The following is a 19,371-nucleotide window of genomic DNA, read 5'->3' on the forward strand; positions in this document are numbered from 1 at the left end:
TTTCGAATTCTACCTATACGGAGAAACTCTAAAAAAAGGTTGAGCGACTTCCATCAACGTTGCATGCATCTGTCGAATGTATCCTATTCCAGTGCCATTGTAGTAAGCACAGCTTTTATTTCGGCGCAGCAGGAAACTAGGCCATTGCGACGGGATTTGAGATATCGTTTGAGCATGCATGATGCCATCATGGGCCTCTTTAAAATCTGACTTGGATACCACGCGATATTTTTTGTGCTCTGCCGTCTCTTCGCCCTCAAAAATTGCAAAGTTGACGATGTGTCTCACGGCTGGTCTGTGACGAATGAAATTATTAACAAAGCGATGCAGTCCATCAGCATAATCCAGACTGCCAACAAAAAGATTAGCTCGACAATTTAAGACTTGAAATTCATTGAGGGCCTCGACGTCAGTGGCTTTACGTATTGTTAGCCAACTGTTGTTACTTGGAATCCGATAGACATCCGGATCATAGCCTAAACAAAATATCGTTGGAGATAACGGGAGTAACAATATCGCTCCGGCATCCCTGAGGCCGAGCGAGCCACCACGAGTTCGCTTGTCCTCCAACTGCCATCGGTTCGTTAAGACTGCGGGATCGTCTGAGGAAAGGAACGGAACGTTGGTAGCATTTTTAAGCAGACAGATTTTGAGGTCAGACACAACTTCCATGTTATCAGCAAAGGCGCCCATTGCCGTTTGTACTGCCTCTTTAATACTCATGGAAAAGCCGCTATCCAGGCCAGCAGGCTCGATCATATCGGCAAACATTTCTGCCGATCGCCTACATGCACCTTCAGTGCGTAGATATTGAAATAACCAAAAAAGCTGAAGAATATACTGATGGTGCGACTGGAACTTATAGCCAGGCTGAATAATCTCATTTAAAACTGAACCATACTCCTGTTCGAGCGACTGGATAGCGATCTCAAGCTTATCATCTTGCCCATAAAAATAGTCGCGAGAGCACTGATTTTTTACCGGTGCATTAGTTATTAACCTCTGCCTATCAAGATTGTAAACATTGATAGCAGCGCCTTCACCCTTGATCGTGAACGGTTTTAGATAACAACGCGGAACAAAATGCTGATTTTTATTCGATGCCATATTTAACTCCATACATGGGCATGTCTCAGTCCCTTTTCACTCGTTTCCTGCGAGACGCCATCTGCAAACTTATCGGTGATTATACGGTTTTAGTCTCTGCATCGACGGCGCGAGATGGCGGCGTAGAGACATTTATCACCGCCTGAACTCAATTTGATGGGGCGGGAACAAAAAAGCTCAAACCACACGATATCAGGTTTGAGCGCCTCCGTTGATTCTCGAGCCAAAGTATGCTACTGCGCTGATGGGCGCGGAATGGCGTACGGTCTATTTCGACAGAAATTGTGAGGTGTCGTCCGCTACGTAGTAGAGAATGTACCCGGAATACAGTAGAGAACCGGCAGCAACTTCTGCTTTGAAGCACTCTGTGAGTGCATCCTCATCAGCAAAACCGTAATCCGATAATTTGTCGCCTGCGAAACTAGCAAGTCGCCATGCGTCGAAGCCACCGATTTCACCTTGAGCCCCAAAGTCAAAGTCTACTGTACCTGTGGGGAGGCTAACCGAGCAGCCATAGCCGTGCTTGAAGTAACGAACTCCACCTTCTAGCTCTCCGTGCTGAGGAATGTCAGTTCCCACCCAATCCATATTGGTCAAGGGCCGTGGGATACCAGACCGATGCATCATGTCCACAGCGGCGCCAACACTGGCTTGGTAGTCGCTGATCAAAATGGCGAGTTGGTTATTCATATAGTTTCACATTATAAGCAGCACTGAGTTCAGAAACCGTAGAGAGTAGCAGTCGACGCAACTGATGGGCAGCTTCTAGCCGTTTTCGGCCTGAGGCTAGAAAGGAAAATGTCGAATTTGGAAAGGTGCCATTGGTCTTAAGGCGTTGAGAAGTAGAAATTTTTCTCTTGCGTTTGCGGATGAGATCCCGATCCACAGGTGGGTCTCATCCGCAATTTACCTAGCGTTGCGGCTCTACGTTATCTAGCACCCGGTTCGCAAGCAATGAGCTCAGCTCGATTAGTTGCTGAATACCGAGGGCAAAGTGGCGATGCGTTCCTTCCAGCTCGAACGCCAGGTCATTAACCATTGCGTCGGCTGATGCCAGCGTTTCGGTAAGGTTGGCGAGTAGGCATTCGTTGTCGAGATCCTTCACAACGGTGAATACCTGGCCCGGTTTGGGATCGTCGGTTTTTTTCTTTTTTGGTGATAGATAGAAATCAAGCGCACGTTCGGCGGCTTCGTCGAGCTTTTTGGCCTTGGATTTTGTGCGGGGTTGAGCTTGTTCGGCTTCTGGCGGGTTAGGAGTTATTTTGAACATTGACGTAATCCCTCTAGTAGGCCGCAACCATTTCGCTACTAAACGGAAGGGTGGCAGCTGTGCGCAAGTTAGTAGACCGGTGATTACGTCAAACCCGGCGCGCCCGAAGGAGCCATGCGCACAGCCGCCATCAAGAACAGGCAATGCCTGACTGATGAGGCTCGTGCAGCCGAGACGTAAACCGGGCTACTAAACCCGACCACTGATGGGCAGTGGCAGAGAAACGATAGAGCCTGGGGACACGGCGCACAAGCGGGCGGATTCTGGCGCAGTCGTAGGTAAAGGCGCAAGGATGCGTAGCTTGAGGGAAACTGGTGGAGATGGAGATAAACACGATCTGACTGGTGGCGAAGTTTGTAGGAAAGGTCCGTCCGGCATGGGTGTTGTGGAGCGCTTCGTACGGTACGCAACTGCTGTATCTGCCACCGGCGACAGTCATTGCTACCTCTGGCGCGGCCGACGGTTGTATCAGCTGTCCAAGGATCACTCCCTGCAACAGCAACTCATCGACACCCAACGCATCAGCCGCGCCGAGGCCTGTGCGCACCCCGCGGGCAAGGCACTGACCCGCGCGGTGGGCGCCGAGCAAGAATTGACGCTGGAGACGTTGGAACTGGCGGTGTATCCCGGTGATACGTTCTTGCTGTGCAGTGATGGCCTGTATCAAGGCCTTGGCGCAGAGGCCTTGGGCGGCGCGTTGGGGCTGGCTTCACCGTGTTCGGCAGTGGAGCGCTTGTTCGACGAGGTTCTGGGTGGCGCGGCGCGGGATAACCTTACGGCGGTGGTGATCCGGCGGTGAGTGTACAGGGCGGCCAGCACACCTATTTCGCTTTCGCCGATGCCCCGCCGGCGGTGGTCGCGACCGAACGCGACGCCAGCCAAGCGCCGCGGGTCCTGGCCGGGCGTTTTCGTCTGGAGCGTTTACTGGGGGCGGGCGGCATGGGGCTCGTGTACCGCGCTCGGGATCTGCTGCACGAACAGTTCGGTGACCCCGCGCCCTACATCGCGCTGAAAATGCTCAGCGAGCCCTTCAACGCATCCCCCGACGCCAGTGCGCTGCTGTTCAGCGAGTTTGCCCTGAGCCAGCATTTGCATCACCCGAACGTGCTGCGCCCGTTCAGTTTTGAAGTGGACGCGACTCACCGGCAGGCGTTCATCACCATGGAGCTCATGCGCGGCCAGACCCTCGACCAGCTGCTTTGCGAGCGTCCGCAGGGCGTGCCCTGGCGCGAGTTACAAGCGATTGCCGTGCCGCTGCTCGATGCCTTGGCGTATGCCCACGGGCGGGGTGTACTGCACGGCGACGTGAAGCCCAGCAATGTCATGTTGGGTGAAGCACAGCTGCGTTTGTTCGATTTCGGTTTGGGCCAGGCACAGAGGGGGCCGTTGACGCGCTTGGCCAACCTTGACCGCAAACGCCTCAACGCTTGGACACCCGCCTATGCCGCGCCGGAACTGCTGGAGGGGTCGGCCCTGTCGCCGGCGGCCGACATCTATGGCGTGGCTTGTTTGTTGTACGAGCTGGCCAGCGGTAGCCACCCGTTTCGCCGCTTGCCGTCCACCCAGGCCCGCGCTGCCCGCCTGGAACGCCAACTCAAGGCACCGCGCAACCTTCCCGGGCGCTGTTGGCCGGCGCTGCGCTTGGCCTTGGCGTTCGATCCGGGCCGACGGACTATCCGTGCGGCGCAATTGCGCGATGTTTTCAACAAGGGGAGGTTGTGGTGGTGAGGGGGCGGCGTTGATCGCTTTCGCGAGCAGGCTCGCCCCCACAGGCGCAGGCGTGAGGATTAGAGCGGCTTGCTGCCGATGCTCACGCCCAGGGTATGACTGGCGTCGGGCAGCAGCGTCACCACGTCATTCATGACATTCGCCGTTTCGATGCACAGCATGCGCTGCCAGCCGTCGTCGGCCATGTCGCTGAAGGCCTTGGCGCGTTCGGTCCAGGGGTTCCAGATGACCGCCGAGCGCGAGCCGCGGCTGGTCAGTTCGATCCGTCGTTGCCAGTGCGCATCGACGATGCTCAGTGTTGGCGGGGTATCGAGGTAGATGCGGTCGGTTTCGCCGGCAAAGTGCAGGTCGCCGGCCTGGGTGACGGTTTTCCAGTCGTCCAGGGTTTCGATATAGCTCAGGCCGTCGACGCCTTCGACGTGCACGTTGCGCACGTCGCTCACGGCGAAATAGCTGTGCAGCGCCTGGCTGAGGCTGACGGTTTCGCTGCCACGGTTGTGGCTGGTCAGGCTGATGTGCAACTGCTCGTCCATTTCGATGGTCAGCGTCAGGTCCACCTGGTGAGGCCAGCCCGGCAGGCCGTTCTCGGGGTAAGGCAACACGAACTCCACCTTGAGGCGCTCGCCCTCGGCCTCGATGCCTTGCAGTTCCCAATCCATCGTCCGCACCAGGCCGTGGGCCGTGGCCGGGTCGTTGCTCACGCGCATGGCTTGCACGCTGTCGGGGTTGCGCGTCAGGTTGCCGAACCATGGCCAGCACACCGGCACGCCGGCGCGGATGCTCTTGCCGGCCTTGAACGTCGCCTGGTCGTTGAGCCAGATCAGCGGCGGCTGGCCGTCCACTTGATAGCTGAGGATATGCGCGCCTTGCTGGGCCACCAGCAACTCGGCCTGACCGTGGCGGATCCGCCAGGCGTTCAGTTCATCCAGTTTGACGGCTTCGACGTTGGGCGTGGACATGGTGCAATCTCGCTCTGGAACAGGGGCTACGATGGACCGCAAAACGGCCGCCGCGTTTAACGCGCGCGTGGCGGTACCGAGCGGGTGCGTCCACTGCCGTCGATGGCGACGAAGACGAACACCGCCTCGGTCACTTTACGCCACTCGCTGGACAGCGGATCGTCGCTCCAGACCTCAACCATCATCTGGATGGAGCTACGGCCGATTTCCAGCGCCTGGGTATAGAACGACAGCTGTGCGCCCACGGCCACGGGCACCAGGAAGGCCATGCGATCGATCGCCACGGTCGCCACGCGGCCGCCGGCGACCTTGCTGGCCATGGCGGTGCCGGCCAGGTCCATCTGGGACACCAGCCAGCCGCCGAAAATATCGCCAAAGCCGTTGGTCTCGCGCGGAAGCGCGGTGATTTGCAGGGCCAGGTCGCCTTGCGGGATTGGATCTTCTTGTTCGAGCTCTATCATGCCGAGGGGCCTCTGACCCGTAACGCTGTCTGGTGCTTCAGGTGAATAGCCGTCCTTGTAAAAAACGATTCAGCCCGAAGAGGCTACGTTCATCACGTTTTTCGTAAAGGCGTACCAAAGGGAGACTCTGCGAAACCGGCTGGTTCTGTCTGGCCCTACACCGCCAACGACGTTTTCGCACAGCAACCCCTTACAGAGTGTTGCAGGTTGCGAGTATATCGGGCGATAGACGTAGAGACGACCACCCGGTGCTGTTTTCGACTGTCAATTACGCGCCTCTATGTGCTTTTTCGAACAATTTGCTATGGTGCCGAACCTGCCCAGGCCCCAACTATCCTCCGGCCGGCAGAATCGACTATAAGAGAAGCCCTTGCCATGACCACTGCGCCTTCGAGCACGGCGACGCCCGCACAACCCGCACGTCCACTGACTCGCAACGATTACAAGACTTTGTCGCTATCTGCCCTGGGCGGTGCGCTGGAGTTCTACGATTTCATCATTTTCGTGTTCTTTGCCACCGTGGTCGGCAAATTGTTCTTCCCTGCCGAAATGCCCGAGTGGCTGCGCATGATGCAGACCTTTGGCATCTTTGCCGCCGGCTACCTGGCCCGGCCGCTGGGCGGGATCATCATGGCTCACTTCGGCGACCTGCTGGGGCGCAAGAAAATGTTCACCCTGAGCATTTTCATGATGGCCGTGCCGACCCTGATCATGGGCCTGCTGCCGACCTACGCGCAGATCGGCATGTGGGCGCCGATCCTGCTGTTGCTGATGCGCGTGATCCAGGGTGCAGCCATTGGCGGCGAAGTGCCAGGCGCCTGGGTGTTCGTATCCGAACACGTGCCGGCGCGCCATATCGGCTATGCCTGCGGCACCCTGACCTCCGGCTTGACGGCAGGCATCCTGCTGGGTTCGCTGGTCGCTACCGCGATCAACAGCCTTTATACGCCCGTGGAAGTGGCCGATTACGCCTGGCGGATTCCGTTCCTGCTGGGTGGCGTGTTCGGGCTGTTCTCGGTGTACCTGCGCCGCTGGCTGCACGAAACCCCGGTGTTCGCCGAGTTGCAGTTGCGCAAGGCCCTGGCCGAGGAAGTGCCGCTGCGCGCGGTGCTGCGCGACCATCGCGGTGCCATTGTCGTGTCGATGCTGCTGACCTGGTTGTTGTCCGCCGCCATCGTGGTGCTGATCCTGATGACCCCGACCGTGCTGCAGACGGTCTACCACTTCGCACCGACCACCGCGTTGCAGTCCAACAGCGTGGCGATCGTGATGCTGACCATTGGTTGCATCCTCGCCGGCGCCCTGGCGGATCGCTTCGGCGCGGGCCGTGTCTTTGTGTTCGGCTGCGCCGCCTTGCTGGCCAGCTCCTGGACCTTCTACCACAGCCTGGCCGAGCACCCTGATTGGCTGTTCCCGCTGTACGCCCTGACCGGGCTGCTGGTGGGCACCATCGGCGCGGTTCCCTACGTCATGGTCAAGGCGTTCCCGCCGGTGGTGCGCTTCAGTGGCCTGTCGTTTTCCTACAACGTGGCCTACGCCATTTTCGGTGGCTTGACCCCGATGGTCGTCAGCCTGCTGCTCAAGGAAAACCCGATGGGGCCGGCTTACTATGTGGCGGTGTTGTGTGGGCTGGGGATGGTGGTGGGGGCCTATCTCTGGAAGAAGGGGCGCTAGGTTGGCGTATAGGTTGACCGACTTCGCGAGTAGGCTCGCCCCCACGGATGCCGTGCAGCCCGCTCGCGAAAAGGCCCGTTCAATCAGCCGATGTCTTCGGCGCTGCCAGGGCCTTCAACGCCGCTTTACGCGCCTCGATAGGCAGCCTGCCAAGCTTCTCGACCGCCGAATAGAACGCCTCCCAGTCTCCGTCTTGCTGCCTGTACAACGCCGCAAACGCCGGGACCCATTGGTCGTACAGGCCGAACGGCAATAAGCGGGCGTTGTTCATGGGCGCATAGACCCAGGCATCGTAGCGCTTGTCGCCCGCCCACTGGCTGTCGCGCAGGTGTTCGTAGTCGCTGCGCAGGCGTTCGAATGCCTGTGCCTTGCGCTGGCGCATTTGCTCGGCTGGCAGTGGCTGGGCGTAGAGGGTCTCCAGCCGTTGCCGGGTGTCGAGCACCAGTTGGGTGAATTGGTCGCGCTGCTGCATCCGCTTGCCGTTGTCCGGCGCCAGGCCGCGGCTGGCGCGCCATTGCCGGGTGCCTTCCTGTTCGACGAAGGTGGCGAAGGACTCATTGAACTCGGTGTCGTCCTTTACATAGAACCGCTGGTGCGCCAGCTCATGAAAAATCAGCGTCGCCAGGCGCTCGTCGCCCCAGTGCATCATCGAACTCAGGATCGGGTCGTTGAACCAGCCCAGGGTCGAATAGGCCTCCACGCCGCCAATCGCTACGTCCATGCCCTGCAAGCGCTGCAAGGCCGCCTCGCCACGGGCGGCGCCCTGGCTGTAGTAGCCGCGGTAGGCCACGCAGCCGGCGATGGGGAAACAATGGGTTTGCGGCGCCAGGGAAAACTCTGGCGTGGCGAAGACATTCCAGACCACGAACGGCCGGCCAATGTCGGCGTACAGGCGATAGCTCTTGCTGTCCGGCAGGTGCAGGTGGGCGCTGGCGAACGCGCGGGCCTCGCGGGCTTGGGCCAGGTGCGTGCGTAATTGGGCATCGCGCGTGGGGTCGGCAATCACCTTGTCGATCGGCTCGCGGGCTTGCAGCAAGCGCAGTTGTCCGCCGACCAACTGGCTGTAGTAGCCAACACTGGAGCAACCGTTGAGTAACAAAAGCAGGAGGCCTGGAAACAAAACCCGGAAAACACGGTCGAGTAACCGATGGCTTGAACGCGGCCTGATCAATTGGAATCACCTTGGGAGAGTCTGCCGACAAGACTATCTCGCTTGCCTGGAGCTTCGCTATGCGCGTGTTGATGCTGACAAGTGGCCTTTTGCTGCTGACCGGTTGTGCCGGGCTGCCGGACCCCGATCCGTCCCAAGCGTGGATTGACCTGGGAAGCCATCAGGACACCGCGTTGCAAGCGTTGGAGGTCGACGACAAGACGTCCATCGACAAGCGTTATTTCGAAGTGCAGCCTGGCAGCCATGAGCTGACGGTGCGTTATCAATTTGCCGTCGAGCCCGGCAACATCGGCCCGGATGCCGAGCCGCTGTGGCGTGATTGCCGGCTGAACGTCAAGTTCAAAGACTTCAACGCTGGCCAGCGTTACCAGTTGCAGGCCGGCAGCATTGGTTTCCGGCCGTGGGCCAAGCTCTACGATCAACAGCGCAAAGTGGTGGGGCAAGGTACGCCGGCAGGCTGCCAGCAAAGCTGATCGGCGCTATGCTCAGGGCCTGATTATCCAGGACGCTGAACATGCGCGCTCTTATACCGATACTGACGCTCATTGCTCTGGGCGGCTGCGCAATGACCCCGCTTCCCCCGGTTGACCCGAACATGGCCTGGGTCGATTTCGCCATGCCATCGCCGGGTGGCAAGGTCCTGATGGCGCAAAGCCTGGATGGGCAACGCTTGCGGGATGGGCGGTTTTTCCAGGTGTCACCAGGCAGCCACGAACTGGAAGTGCGCTTCGACTTCGAGGTGTTCGGTGGTGGCGGGTTGGGGATGTTTTCCGAACCGCAAGAGCGGCTGTGCTACCTGACCGTGCGCTACGATGGCTTCGAGGCCGGCCAACGCTATCGCCTGGAGGCCCGTAACCTGGCCTATAGCCCAAGCGCCAGGCTATACAACGCCAAGCGAGAAGTGGTCGCCGAAGACCGACAAGCCCATTGCCTGATGTAGCGCGGCTAGCGGTCGTTCTTCTGGTAGATGATTTTCTTCGTGCCGTTTTCGCACGTCCCCACCACCATGTTCTGGTCGTGGACCTCATCATTGGTGACGATTTCCAGCGTGTAGGACGTTACGCCCTGCGCCTGGATCTTGGCTTCGATCTCGGCCTTGAGCTCTTCGCACGGTTTGGGCGCCGCGAGGGCGGATGTGGCAAAGGCGCAACCAATGACCACCACGGCAAATCGTTTCATGCTCGAAATTCCTCATGGCAGCGCGCACTGCCTGTGCGCAGACACTGCATACCTTCATTCGACCACAGATTGCTGATGGGGTGACAGGGTAAAAAGACCGCAGCCTGCGGCGGCCCAGAGGCTGCGATCTTCGGTTTGTCAGCTCACCAGGGTCGCGTCCAGGGTGATCTTGGCGTTCAACACCTTGGAAACCGGGCAACCTTCCTTGGCCTTGTTGCTCAGTTCTTCGAACTGCTGCTGGCTGGCGCCGGGGATCTTGGCCTTGAGCGTCAGTTTTACCGCGGTGATCGCAAAGCCGCCATCGACCTGATCCAGGGTGACGTCGGCGTTGGTGTCGATGGCGTCAGCCTTGAGCCCGGCTTCGCCGAGAATCATCGAAAACGCCATGGAGAAGCAGCCAGCGTGGGCCGCGCCGATCAGTTCTTCGGGGTTGGTGCCCTTGCCGCCTTCGAAGCGGGCCTTGAAGCCATAAGGTGCTTCGCGCAACACACCGGTTTCAGTGGAGATGGAGCCGATGCCGGTTTTCAGGTCACCTTCCCAGTGAGCCGATGCTTTCTTAATGATAGCCATGTCTGCCTCCTCAAGGTCCGGCGCGAGGTTTCGCGTCCGTGTTTGTCATTACCAGGGTTGTGAGGATAGACCGGCCAGGAAAGTTCATCCTGTCGATTAGTTGACCAATTTAGTAGGAAAATTCATTGTTGCTATTGAAACTCGGGTATATGCCCACATTGCATAGCACACACCTTTAGAAACGGCAGGCTTTCGCCCTTAGGAAAGCCCGGAACGCCGTTGGAGACCCCGGCCCATGAAACAGATGTCCGAAGTGAAATTCTCAACCCTGGACCTTGTGCCCGTTCGCGCCGACGGCAATGCCGCCCAGTCCCTGCGCAACTCCCTGGACTTGGCGCAGCACGTGGAAAAATATGGCTACACCCGCTTCTGGGTGGCCGAGCATCACAACATGGATGGCATCGCCAGCTCCGCGACGGCGGTGCTGCTGGGTTACCTGGCGGGAGGCACTTCGACCATTCGTGTCGGTTCCGGCGGGGTGATGTTGCCCAACCATGCGCCGTTGGTCATTGCCGAACAGTTCGGCACATTGGAAAGCCTCTACCCCGGGCGAATCGATCTGGGCTTGGGCCGGGCGCCGGGTTCCGACCAGATGACGGCCCGGGCGCTGCGTCGCGAGCGCTCCGGCAGCGCCGACGACTTCCCTGATGACGTGGCCGAACTGATGCGCTATCTCGGCCCGCGCACGCCGGAGCAGCGCATCATTGCCATGCCGGGCACCGGGACCAACGTGCCGGTGTGGCTGTTGGGTTCCAGTCTGTTCAGCGCGCAACTGGCCGGTGAGCGCGGTTTGCCCTACGCCTTTGCCTCACATTTCGCACCGCGCTTCATGCACGAGGCGATTCGCATCTACCGCAACCACTTCAAACCGTCCGCGGTGCTCGACAAGCCTTACGTGATGCTCGGCGTGCCACTGGTGGCCGCCGACACGGATGAGCGGGCCGATTATCTGGCGACGTCGGTGTACCAGCGGATCCTGGCATTGATGCGTGGGCAGAGCCTGGTGCAGCGCCCGCCGGTGGAGTCCATGAACGGGCTCTGGCTACCTCATGAGAAAGAAGCGGTTGGCGACTTCCTTGGCCTGGCCATGGTCGGTGGCCCGCAGAAGATTCGCGCCAAGCTGGACGTGTTGATCGAACAAACCCAGGCCGATGAGCTGATTTTCACCAGCGACCTGTATGAACATGCCGATCGCCTGCACTCGTATGAGCTGCTGGCCCAGGTCATGAAAGGCTGAATTGCAGCCATGAAAAAGCCGACGCATTGCGTCGGCTTTTCGTATGCATCAGATCAACCGCGTTTGTAGGTAATCACCTTACTGCCGGCCTCGCAGGTGCCGACGACCTTGGCGTCAGCCGCTGCGCTTTTTTCGACGATTTCAAGGGTATAACCTGACACGCCCTTGGCATCCAGCTTCGCTGCGATTTCGCTTTTCAGCTCTTCGCAAGGCTTGCCGGCCGCCAATGCGCCACCCGCAAGGCTCAGCAAACCCACGGCCACCATTAACTTTTTCATCGCTTGCACTCCTTGGTCGGATCAAATAGGGCAGGTATTGGAAAGACGTGACACGCAGACAATAGCGCATCGCCAGTCCCTATGGCACTCCGCCAGCGCGCAAGTTCATTGTCCTCAGCTGTTGGCGATGCGGAATCCGACCTTGATGGTCACTTGAAAGTGCGCGGCCCGGCCGTTTTCGATGTGTCCGCGGGTTTCCGTGACTTCAAACCATTCCAGGTGCTTGAGGCTTTTGCTGGCCTCGGCGAGGGCGTTGTTGATGGCGTCCTCGATGCTGGTGGGAGACGAGCCGACCAGCTCGACTTTCTTGTACGTGTGATGATCAGTCATGACGTTCTCCTGTAGGGGTCTTTAACAGCCTAGCAGCGATTTTTCGCCTTACATCTGGCGCCGCTTGCCCCTGGAAAGTTCAGATTTACTGCACTTTCAGAAATGGCTGGAGTCCCAATTCACACCACTCAACCACTGCAGGAGAGAGCCACCATGGCCAGCAATTCGTTACGTAAAGCCTCGTTGCAAAGCATGGAAGCGGAGATCGAGAGTCTGCTCAAGTCGTTGGAAAGCTTGAAGGACGACGCCTCTGATGAGTCGCGCAAGACCCTCAAGACGCTCAAGGCGAATGCCGAAAGTGCGTTGAAACATTCTCGGCACCTGCTCAGCGATGCGTATGAAGAGGTCAAGGTGAAAACCCGCGAAACCGGGCTCGCCACTCGCGATTACGCGCAAGAGCACCCTTGGACCACGGCCGGTGTCGCGGTGGGGGCCATTGGCCTGCTGGCCGCTTACCTGTTGTGCAAACGCGGTGACTGAGCCGGTTGGCCCAACTCATGCCTGAGCCACTGGGCCAATTGACGAGCGCGCCCGTCCGCGGCGCGCTTGGGTAGCCACAACGCCAGTCGCGCCGGGGTTTCACCGAAGCCCCAGGGCGCGACCAGCCGCCCGGCACGTACGTCCTCGGCCACCAACGGCTCGGGGGCGATAGCGACGCCCAGTCCGGCGACGGCGGCCTCCAGCAAATAATACAAATGTTCGAAGCCTTGCCCGAATGTCAGTGCCCGGGATTCGAGGGCGTTTTGCTGTGCCCAGGTCGGCCACGCCTGGGGGCGGGACGTGGTGTGCAGCAGCGGCTCATCCAGCAGCGCATTGGCCGGGGCGCCTTGCAGCCGGGCGAACCCGGCGTAGTGCGGGCTCATCACCGGGCCGATGCGTTCGACCGCCAGTTCATACACCTGCATGTCGGCTGGCCAGGGCGGTTCGGCGAAGACCAGCAAGGCGTCCAGGCCCGGTCGCCTGGGGTCCAGGTCGCCTTCACCGGCGGACAGGTGCAGGCGCAGGTCCGGCAAGTCGGCATTGAGCCGGCCCAGGCGGGGAATGAACCAGCGCGCCAGCAGGCTGCCCGAGCAACCCAGTACGAACGGAGCATCCGCCGTGCTTTGGGTCAGTTCCGCGCACACGCTGCGCAGGCGTTCGAAGGCGTCGCTGCTGGCGTCGCGCAGACGTGCGCCCGCATCTGTGAGTTTCAAGCCGCGCCCATCCTTGACGAACAGGCTCACGCCCAAGTGTTCCTCCAGTGCTTTGAGCTGGCGACTGACCGCGCCGTGGGTCACGTGCAGTTGTTCGGCCGCCTGGCTTACGCTGTTGAGGCGGGCGGTGGCCTCGAAGGCGCGCAGGGCGTTGAGCGGAGGAAGATCGTGGCGCATTTTATCTGTGAGTTTTCCTGACAGGTTGTGGCGATCTTATCGGTTTTCAGCGGGCAATGTCAGGGGTAGAGTGAGCCTCATTGTCTCTCTACACATTTGCCTGGAGCGCCCCGATGACCCAGCCTACGACCCCTTTCAACCTGCGCAGTGGCCCCGACGCCAATGGCCTGTTCGGTGCATTCGGCGGCCGCTATGTGGCCGAAACCCTGATGCCGCTGATCCTGGACCTGGCCCGTGAATACGAAGCGGCGAAGGAAGATCCTGCGTTTATCGAGGAGTTGGCCTACTTCCAGCGCGATTACGTCGGGCGTCCGAGCCCACTCTATTTCGCCGAACGCCTGACCGAATACTGCGGCGGCGCCAAGATCTACCTCAAGCGCGAGGAGCTGAACCACACCGGCGCCCACAAGATCAACAACTGCATCGGCCAGATCCTGCTGGCGCGGCGCATGGGTAAAAAACGCATCATCGCCGAGACCGGCGCCGGCATGCACGGCGTGGCCACTGCCACCGTGGCCGCACGGTTCGGGCTCGATTGCGTGATCTACATGGGCACCACCGACATCGAACGCCAGCAGGCCAACGTGTTCCGCATGAAGCTGCTGGGCGCTGAGGTGATCCCGGTGGTGGCTGGCACGGGCACCTTGAAAGACGCGATGAACGAAGCGCTGCGCGATTGGGTGACCAACGTCGACAGCACGTTCTACCTGATCGGCACGGTGGCAGGCCCGCACCCTTATCCAGCCATGGTGCGCGACTTCCAGGCCGTCATTGGCAAGGAAACCCGCGATCAACTGCAAGCCCAGGAAGGCCGCCTGCCGGACAGCCTGGTGGCGTGCATCGGTGGCGGCTCCAATGCCATGGGCCTGTTTCACCCGTTCCTGGACGACAAGAGCGTCGACATCATCGGCGTCGAGGCCGCCGGCTATGGCATCGAGACCGGTAAACATGCGGCGAGTCTGAACGGCGGCGTGCCGGGTGTGCTGCACGGCAATCGCACCTTCCTGCTGCAGGACGACGACGGCCAGATCATCGACGCTCATTCGATTTCCGCCGGCCTCGATTATCCGGGTATCGGCCCGGAGCACGCCTGGTTGCACGACATCGGCCGCGTCCAGTACACCTCGGTCACTGATGCCGAAGCCCTGGAAGCGTTCCACAAGTGCTGCCGCCTGGAAGGGATCATTCCTGCGCTGGAAAGCGCCCATGCCCTGGCTGAAGTGTTCAAGCGCGCGCCCAACCTGCCCAAGGATCACCTGATGGTGGTCAACCTGTCCGGCCGTGGCGACAAAGACATGCAAACCGTGATGCACCACATGGAACAGTCCCAGCAGGAGAAACACTGATGAGCCGCCTGCAAACCCGTTTTGCCGAACTCAAGCAACTGAACCGCGCTGCCCTGGTGACGTTCGTCACGGCCGGTGATCCGGACTACGACACGTCGCTGGCGATCCTCAAGGGCCTGCCGGCGGCCGGTGCCGACGTGATCGAGTTGGGAATGCCGTTCACCGACCCGATGGCTGACGGCCCGGCGATCCAGTTGGCGAACATCCGTGCCTTGGGCGCCCAGCAGAACCTGGCGAAAACCCTGCAGATGGTGCGCGAGTTCCGCAAGGACAATAACCAGACGCCGCTGGTGCTGATGGGCTACTTCAACCCGATCCATCGCTATGGCGTTCAGCGTTTCATCGGCGAGGCGCTGGATTCTGGCGTTGATGGCCTGATCGTGGTCGACATGCCGCCAGAGCACAACGCTGAGCTGTGCGATCCGGCCCAGGCAGCGGGGCTGGACTTCATCCGCCTGACGACGCCCACCACCGACGATGTGCGGCTGCCCACCGTACTCAACGGCAGCTCGGGCTTCGTCTACTACGTATCGGTAGCGGGCGTGACCGGTGCTGGCGCCGCCACCCTGGAGCACGTCGAAGAAGCCGTGACCCGCCTGCGTCGTCATACCGATTTGCCCATCAGCATTGGTTTTGGCATCCGCACACCGGAGCAGGCCGCGGCGATCGCACGATTGGCCGATGGCGTGGTGGTCGGCTCGGCGTTGATCGATCATATCGCCAGCGCCGATACCCCGGCCCAGGCAATCGATGGTGTACTGAGTTTGTGTGCCGCATTGGCCGAGGGTGTGCGTAACGCGCGCTGAGTGTTTCAGCCAGCGGGATACGAAAAAGGGTTCAGAACCAGGTTCTGAACCCTTTTTTGTTGTGCATGACGTGGTCGGTGGCTGGCGTCAGGGCAACTCCAACCCTCCGCCTGCCTTGTGCAGTTTTCGCAGGTGCTCGCCGATCTCTTTGACGTTGGCCTCGCTCGCTGCAATTTCGGCGGCGCGGCTTGGCTCCAGTAATGCCCGGACTTCCTTGTCCAGGTCGCCGGTCAGCGTTTGCAACTGTTTCTGTCGCAAGTTGCTCTCCGATTCCAGGCGCTGCCACTCACTGGGTTGGGGCAATCCGTAGCCGCTTGTGCCCAGCAACTCGGCGGGGCGGCTCAGAAAACCGCTGTTGGCGAGAATCTGTTGCAGCGTGGCATTCGCCCTTTCCATGCCGCCGTTTTGCAGCTCGCGGGCTCCGAGGTAGCGTTGCTTGACCTCGTCCTGGGCCAGCAGCAACTGCCGGCGGTAGCTGGCCTGCTCCAGCAACAGCAATGCCGCGCTGGTGCGCAGATCGGCCTGCTCGAACCAGACGCGGCGCTCGGCGGCATCCAGGGCCAGCCAGTCTTCCACGGTTTGTTGCTTGATGGGCAGGTACTTTTTCAGCACGTTGAACATGGCCTGGTAGCGTTCGCGGAACGAGTCGAAGCGGTAGCCCAGGCGCAAGGCTTCCTTGGGGTCGTCCAGCACGCTGGTGTCGGCCAGGCCCCGACCCTTGAGCACTTCCAGCAAACCATTGGGCATGATGCTGTCCAGGCCGGTGAGTTGCTGGTTGTTACTGCCGCTGCGCAGCAGTTTCAAGCTCTCGACTGCGCAGTTATTGGACAGGAAGTAATAGTTGCCGTCATAGCTCCAGTGCATTTCGGCGGCGTGTTCGACGGTTTCCTCGATTTCGCGGCGTGACAGCTTCAGTGGCACCGACGCCAGGCTGCGTAGTTCGGTCTTGGTGTACTCGTCGATCACCTGGGACAACGGCAATACGAACAGGCGCGACGGGTATTTGCCCACCAGGCCGTCCCAACTGGACAACTGCACATCGCCCACGAAAGCGCGATACGACAGCACCAGGTGTTGGTCCAGGTCCAGCCGGCAGTCGGGGCCACGGGGGCGGCCTGGAGCACAGATCACCAGTCGCAGCATGCTGTGGCCCCAGCGGCTGACCCAGTTCTGATTGGCTTCGGCCAGCAGATAATCGATGGCGTAGACTCGCTCCGGGTCGACCTTGCCCAGCGGGGTCTTCGCGAAGTCGTTGCCGGCGTTGAGGAAGGCGAACGACTTGGCGCAGGCGTCCTTGGCAGCGGGAGCCCAGCCGAAGTGTTCCTGATAATAACGGTACAGGGCGGGTCGGCGGCAGGCATAGCTGGAGTCCAGGAGGAAGTACTCCATGTTGACCGCGACGAATTCCTTGGGGCTGCTTGTTTCGTAGAGGTCCGGGCTGCGGGCGACCTGGCGATTGTGTTGTTCCCGTTCGCCGCGCCGACCTACGTACTGCGGCCAGCCGGCGAGGTCCAGCAAGCGTGGATCATCGCTGAGGGTAAAGCGGCGGCCGTTCTGACCGCGGCATTCGTCTGGAAGGCCGATCAGCCCGGCGCTGTCGTTGCGTCGGGTGCAGCGCTGGATCAGCGCGCGTTCGGCATCAGGCCATAGACGCGAACGGTCATAGATGTGGGTCAGTTCATGGAGCACCGTGGCGAGCATCTCTCGCCGCACAGTGCCGTGGGGGCGGTGGGTCTTTTGGGTCGCGGCGCTGCCGTCGGTGAGGCTGTCGAGCAGGTTGCTGTTGAGGTCCAGTTGCGACACCAGCGAAGCCTGGCCGTAAGCATTGGCTGGCATCTGGTCGGTCCAGCCGACATCGATGCGTCGGTCCAGACGTTCGATGAAGCGCGGCGGCAGGGCCTGCATGGCCTCATCGAGCAGCGCCTGGCTGGCCTGCTGTTGTGCGGGGCTGAGCCCTTCGGTGTTGAGGTGCAGTTGCAGGCCGGCCTGGGCCGTGCTGCCCATGAGCAACAGGACCCCGGCCGTCAGCCAGGCGGCGAGCCGCCTCACAATGCGAGGATGGCTTCGGCGAGAACCTGGTCGCTGGCGTCACGCGCTTCCGGCACGCGGGTGCGCAAGGTGTCGAAGGCTGCCTCGAGATGAGCGCCACGGATCTCGCCATTGCTGGCGACAAAACTAGCGGCATCGTCGTGGGCTTCGCGGACGATTTTCGAATCGCGGATCGACGTGGTGGTGTCGGAAGTGAAATCGATCGTGCGCTGGGAGGCGCGGACGATGATGTTACTGGTGGCTACCAGGGTATGTGCCTGGGCCACATCGGCCAGTACCAGCAGGCCTAGGGCGGCAGCAATCAGCGGGCTACGCATGGAACGACTCCGGAGAATAAAGATAACTATTGGACGAGAATTGCTTGTGCCAGTTCAAGGTCGCTGACGTGAAGGTTTGGTTGGGTCCGGCGCAGGTAGTCCAGGGCCGATTCCAGTTGTGCACCTCGCAGCTGTCCGTCACTGGCGACAAACGCCGCGGCGTCATCGTGAGCGGCGACGATCAGTTTATGGTCGAAGGGCGCAGAGGTCACCATGCTCGTGGCATAGCCGCTGGCCACCACTTGCTGCGTGGACACATCGAAGGCATGGGCCGGAACAGACCAGCACGCCGCTACACAGGCAATTGCTAAGAACAGATCTGAGTAAAAACGCATGGGGCTCGACGGTTGACGGTGGACCTGAAGGCTAGCGCAAACCCCCGGCCCAGAGCCAGCGTTGAAACATCGGAACATATTTTGAAGCCCGATGTTTCATGTTGCATCAGATAACCAGGATGGCCTGGGCCAACTGCGCGTCGGTGGCGTTCAACTGAGGTGCCTGGTGGCGGATGTAGTCCAGGGCGCTTTCCAGCTTCACGCCGCGAATGGCACCTTCGCTGGCCACGAAGCTGGCGGCGTCGTCACGGGCCGCCTGGACGATTTTGTTGTCCCGCAGTGACGAAGTGGCATCGGAGGTCGCGTCGGAAGTGGCCTTCAATGCGCCGACGAGGGAATCGGTCGTGACGATGAAGCTGCTGGCGTTGGACTGGGCGGCTACGGCCAGCAAGGCAACTGCGCTAAGCAGACGAAGACGGGTCATGATGGAACTCCTTGGGCATTGAGGTGATGTCGGTGCGTGTAGCTGGAGAGGAGACGCATGCTCGACTCGCTTCGCCACGGTTGCACCGATATTAGGGCAGAACGAGTCGGCTGGCAGCCCTGCATGACTGATCAGTTCTGATGTCATTGATTCAGTGCCGCCTCCAACATAACTGTGCTGGTAGATTTTTATTAATCTATAAACTGTTATGGTGCCGCTTTTTTACCCTATCGAGGACCTGAAACGACAAGACCCGTCGTGGTTTCCCACGACGGGTCTTGTTTGTTCAATTCAGTGCTGGCGGTGGACCCGGAGGGTCAGGGCCAGCGACGCTGAGTTAGCGCCAGAACGGCTTGCTCAGCTCTTCGTAGCGTTGTGCTTCGCTGATACCGGCGTCAGCCAGCAGGCGCGAATCCAGACGAGCCAGTTGATGGCGGCTGGCGATGCGGCGCTGCCACAGCATCAGGTTGGCAATAACGCGAAGAGGCAGGGAAGCCTGGTTTTTTGCAGCGTTGTCTTCGAAGAACAGCTCGGAACTGAGTGTACGTTCCATGGTGACATCCTTCCGCTTGTGGCGGGATTAGGTAGTGGTTTGACTGGTGCCCATGATCCTCTCGTTTGGCCAGTCTCTCTAGATACAGTTCACCTGTATTGTGAGAGACCAGTTAACTGTTAAACAGCGGTGTACTGGTCGATATTGAGGCAACTGTACCTATGTGCTCCAACTTGGTGCGAAACTGGAGGTCTGGCAAGTGTTTCT

Annotated in this window: 24 protein-coding genes and 1 pseudogene; 9 read left to right on the plus strand and 16 right to left on the minus strand. The window is 60.1% G+C overall.

The window, feature by feature from the left end; genetic code table 11:
• Nucleotides 1-9: 9 nt before the first annotated feature.
• The 3 genes from KI241_RS00390 to KI241_RS00400 all read right to left on the minus strand — a co-directional run bounded on the left by KI241_RS00390 (nt 10) and on the right by KI241_RS00400 (nt 2,377).
• A complete protein-coding gene (locus KI241_RS00390) occupies nt 10-1,107 on the minus strand; it encodes a DUF4238 domain-containing protein (RefSeq protein ID WP_212803224.1) in 1,098 nt (365 codons plus the stop codon).
• Between the two features lie 267 nt (nt 1,108-1,374).
• Nucleotides 1,375-1,797, minus strand: coding sequence for a hypothetical protein (locus KI241_RS00395; RefSeq protein WP_212803225.1), 423 nt, complete (start codon nt 1,795-1,797; stop codon nt 1,375-1,377).
• A gap of 220 nt (nt 1,798-2,017) precedes the next feature.
• Nucleotides 2,018-2,377: a DUF6124 family protein gene (locus KI241_RS00400; RefSeq protein ID WP_212803226.1), complete on the minus strand. Its 360-nt coding sequence runs from the start codon at nt 2,375-2,377 to the stop codon at nt 2,018-2,020.
• Between the two features lie 427 nt (nt 2,378-2,804).
• On the opposite strand from KI241_RS00400, the pseudogene KI241_RS00405 reads away from it, so the two are divergent.
• A pseudogene (locus KI241_RS00405) lies at nt 2,805-3,176 on the plus strand (serine/threonine-protein phosphatase); the annotation flags it as partial.
• A gap of 53 nt (nt 3,177-3,229) precedes the next feature.
• Entirely contained in the window at nt 3,230-4,105 is an 876-nt protein-coding gene (locus tag KI241_RS00410; protein ID WP_244868302.1) for a serine/threonine-protein kinase, read from the plus strand.
• Nucleotides 4,106-4,164: 59 nt separating this feature from the next.
• On the opposite strand, the gene KI241_RS00415 is transcribed toward KI241_RS00410, so the two are convergent.
• On the minus strand, nt 4,165-5,064 hold the full coding sequence (locus KI241_RS00415) for a D-hexose-6-phosphate mutarotase (RefSeq protein ID WP_212803228.1): 900 nt from the start codon (nt 5,062-5,064) through the stop codon (nt 4,165-4,167).
• A 56-nt stretch (nt 5,065-5,120) separates the two neighbouring features.
• Nucleotides 5,121-5,525: an acyl-CoA thioesterase gene (locus tag KI241_RS00420; RefSeq protein WP_003177184.1), complete on the minus strand. Its 405-nt coding sequence runs from the start codon at nt 5,523-5,525 to the stop codon at nt 5,121-5,123.
• Between the two features lie 375 nt (nt 5,526-5,900).
• Between KI241_RS00420 and KI241_RS00425 the strand changes: the two genes are divergently transcribed.
• Nucleotides 5,901-7,199 (plus strand): MFS transporter, encoded by a 1,299-nt coding sequence (locus KI241_RS00425; RefSeq protein WP_042730559.1) that lies wholly within the window; start codon nt 5,901-5,903, stop codon nt 7,197-7,199.
• A 79-nt stretch (nt 7,200-7,278) separates the two neighbouring features.
• Here the strand turns inward: KI241_RS00425 and KI241_RS00430 are convergent, their stop codons facing one another.
• The gene (locus tag KI241_RS00430) at nt 7,279-8,370 is read right to left on the minus strand and encodes an aminopeptidase (protein ID WP_212803229.1); all 1,092 of its coding nucleotides are present in this window, start codon (nt 8,368-8,370) and stop codon (nt 7,279-7,281) included.
• A 59-nt stretch (nt 8,371-8,429) separates the two neighbouring features.
• Here KI241_RS00430 and KI241_RS00435 point away from each other — a divergent pair, with 59 nt between their 5' ends.
• Nucleotides 8,430-8,843 carry a hypothetical protein gene (locus tag KI241_RS00435; protein WP_042730557.1) on the plus strand — a complete coding sequence of 138 codons (414 nt, stop codon included), beginning with the start codon at nt 8,430-8,432 and terminating at the stop codon, nt 8,841-8,843.
• Between the two features lie 41 nt (nt 8,844-8,884).
• The gene (locus tag KI241_RS00440) at nt 8,885-9,310 is read left to right on the plus strand and encodes a lipoprotein (RefSeq protein WP_042730556.1); all 426 of its coding nucleotides are present in this window, start codon (nt 8,885-8,887) and stop codon (nt 9,308-9,310) included.
• 5 nt (nt 9,311-9,315) lie between these two features.
• Here the strand turns inward: KI241_RS00440 and KI241_RS00445 are convergent, their stop codons facing one another.
• Together KI241_RS00445 and KI241_RS00450 are read right to left on the minus strand one after the other, a co-directional pair.
• Nucleotides 9,316-9,549, minus strand: a complete 234-nt coding sequence (locus KI241_RS00445) for a DUF1161 domain-containing protein (protein ID WP_047739321.1) — start codon at nt 9,547-9,549, stop codon at nt 9,316-9,318.
• Nucleotides 9,550-9,687: 138 nt separating this feature from the next.
• Nucleotides 9,688-10,119 carry an OsmC family protein gene (locus KI241_RS00450; protein ID WP_042730554.1) on the minus strand — a complete coding sequence of 144 codons (432 nt, stop codon included), beginning with the start codon at nt 10,117-10,119 and terminating at the stop codon, nt 9,688-9,690.
• A 235-nt stretch (nt 10,120-10,354) separates the two neighbouring features.
• Between KI241_RS00450 and KI241_RS00455 the strand changes: the two genes are divergently transcribed.
• Nucleotides 10,355-11,356 carry an LLM class flavin-dependent oxidoreductase gene (locus KI241_RS00455; RefSeq protein ID WP_123579328.1) on the plus strand — a complete coding sequence of 334 codons (1,002 nt, stop codon included), beginning with the start codon at nt 10,355-10,357 and terminating at the stop codon, nt 11,354-11,356.
• Nucleotides 11,357-11,409: 53 nt separating this feature from the next.
• Here KI241_RS00455 and KI241_RS00460 read toward each other — a convergent pair whose 3' ends face one another.
• Both KI241_RS00460 and KI241_RS00465 read right to left on the minus strand, forming a co-directional pair.
• A complete protein-coding gene (locus tag KI241_RS00460; protein WP_042730552.1) occupies nt 11,410-11,634 on the minus strand; it encodes a DUF1161 domain-containing protein in 225 nt (74 codons plus the stop codon).
• 114 nt (nt 11,635-11,748) lie between these two features.
• Nucleotides 11,749-11,964: a dodecin gene (locus tag KI241_RS00465; RefSeq protein ID WP_042730551.1), complete on the minus strand. Its 216-nt coding sequence runs from the start codon at nt 11,962-11,964 to the stop codon at nt 11,749-11,751.
• Between the two features lie 153 nt (nt 11,965-12,117).
• Between KI241_RS00465 and KI241_RS00470 the strand changes: the two genes are divergently transcribed.
• Nucleotides 12,118-12,444 (plus strand): DUF883 family protein, encoded by a 327-nt coding sequence (locus KI241_RS00470; protein WP_042730550.1) that lies wholly within the window; start codon nt 12,118-12,120, stop codon nt 12,442-12,444.
• Here KI241_RS00470 and KI241_RS00475 read toward each other — a convergent pair.
• Nucleotides 12,417-13,334, minus strand: a complete 918-nt coding sequence (locus KI241_RS00475) for a LysR family transcriptional regulator (RefSeq protein ID WP_042730549.1) — start codon at nt 13,332-13,334, stop codon at nt 12,417-12,419. The two genes, KI241_RS00470 and KI241_RS00475, sit on opposite strands and share 28 nt — an antisense overlap.
• A gap of 113 nt (nt 13,335-13,447) precedes the next feature.
• Here KI241_RS00475 and trpB point away from each other — a divergent pair, with 113 nt between their 5' ends.
• Together trpB and trpA are read left to right on the plus strand one after the other, a co-directional pair.
• Nucleotides 13,448-14,680, plus strand: a complete 1,233-nt coding sequence (gene trpB, locus KI241_RS00480) for a tryptophan synthase subunit beta (protein WP_047739317.1) — start codon at nt 13,448-13,450, stop codon at nt 14,678-14,680.
• Nucleotides 14,680-15,486 carry a tryptophan synthase subunit alpha gene (gene trpA / locus KI241_RS00485; RefSeq protein ID WP_042730547.1) on the plus strand — a complete coding sequence of 269 codons (807 nt, stop codon included), beginning with the start codon at nt 14,680-14,682 and terminating at the stop codon, nt 15,484-15,486. Before trpB ends, trpA begins: the two co-directional genes overlap by 1 nt.
• An 87-nt stretch (nt 15,487-15,573) precedes the next feature.
• Here the strand turns inward: trpA and KI241_RS00490 are convergent, their stop codons facing one another.
• The 5 genes from KI241_RS00490 to KI241_RS00510 form a co-directional block, all read right to left on the minus strand.
• On the minus strand, nt 15,574-17,535 hold the full coding sequence (locus KI241_RS00490) for a DUF4105 domain-containing protein (RefSeq protein ID WP_042730546.1): 1,962 nt from the start codon (nt 17,533-17,535) through the stop codon (nt 15,574-15,576).
• Nucleotides 17,532-17,852: a DUF2388 domain-containing protein gene (locus KI241_RS00495; RefSeq protein WP_003187020.1), complete on the minus strand. Its 321-nt coding sequence runs from the start codon at nt 17,850-17,852 to the stop codon at nt 17,532-17,534. The genes KI241_RS00490 and KI241_RS00495 overlap by 4 nt, the downstream gene beginning before the upstream one ends.
• 26 nt (nt 17,853-17,878) lie before the next feature.
• A complete protein-coding gene (locus KI241_RS00500) occupies nt 17,879-18,187 on the minus strand; it encodes a DUF2388 domain-containing protein (RefSeq protein ID WP_212803230.1) in 309 nt (102 codons plus the stop codon).
• Between the two features lie 106 nt (nt 18,188-18,293).
• Complete coding sequence (locus KI241_RS00505; RefSeq protein ID WP_042730544.1) at nt 18,294-18,611, minus strand: DUF2388 domain-containing protein; 318 nt, start codon at nt 18,609-18,611, stop codon at nt 18,294-18,296.
• 337 nt (nt 18,612-18,948) lie between these two features.
• Nucleotides 18,949-19,164, minus strand: coding sequence for a DUF1127 domain-containing protein (locus KI241_RS00510; protein WP_042730562.1), 216 nt, complete (start codon nt 19,162-19,164; stop codon nt 18,949-18,951).
• Nucleotides 19,165-19,371 lie beyond the last annotated feature (207 nt).

It is taken from the genome of Pseudomonas sp. Cab53 (assembly GCF_018325965.1).
In the GTDB taxonomy this organism is placed as follows: Bacteria; Pseudomonadota; Gammaproteobacteria; order Pseudomonadales; family Pseudomonadaceae; genus Aquipseudomonas; species Aquipseudomonas chlororaphis_E.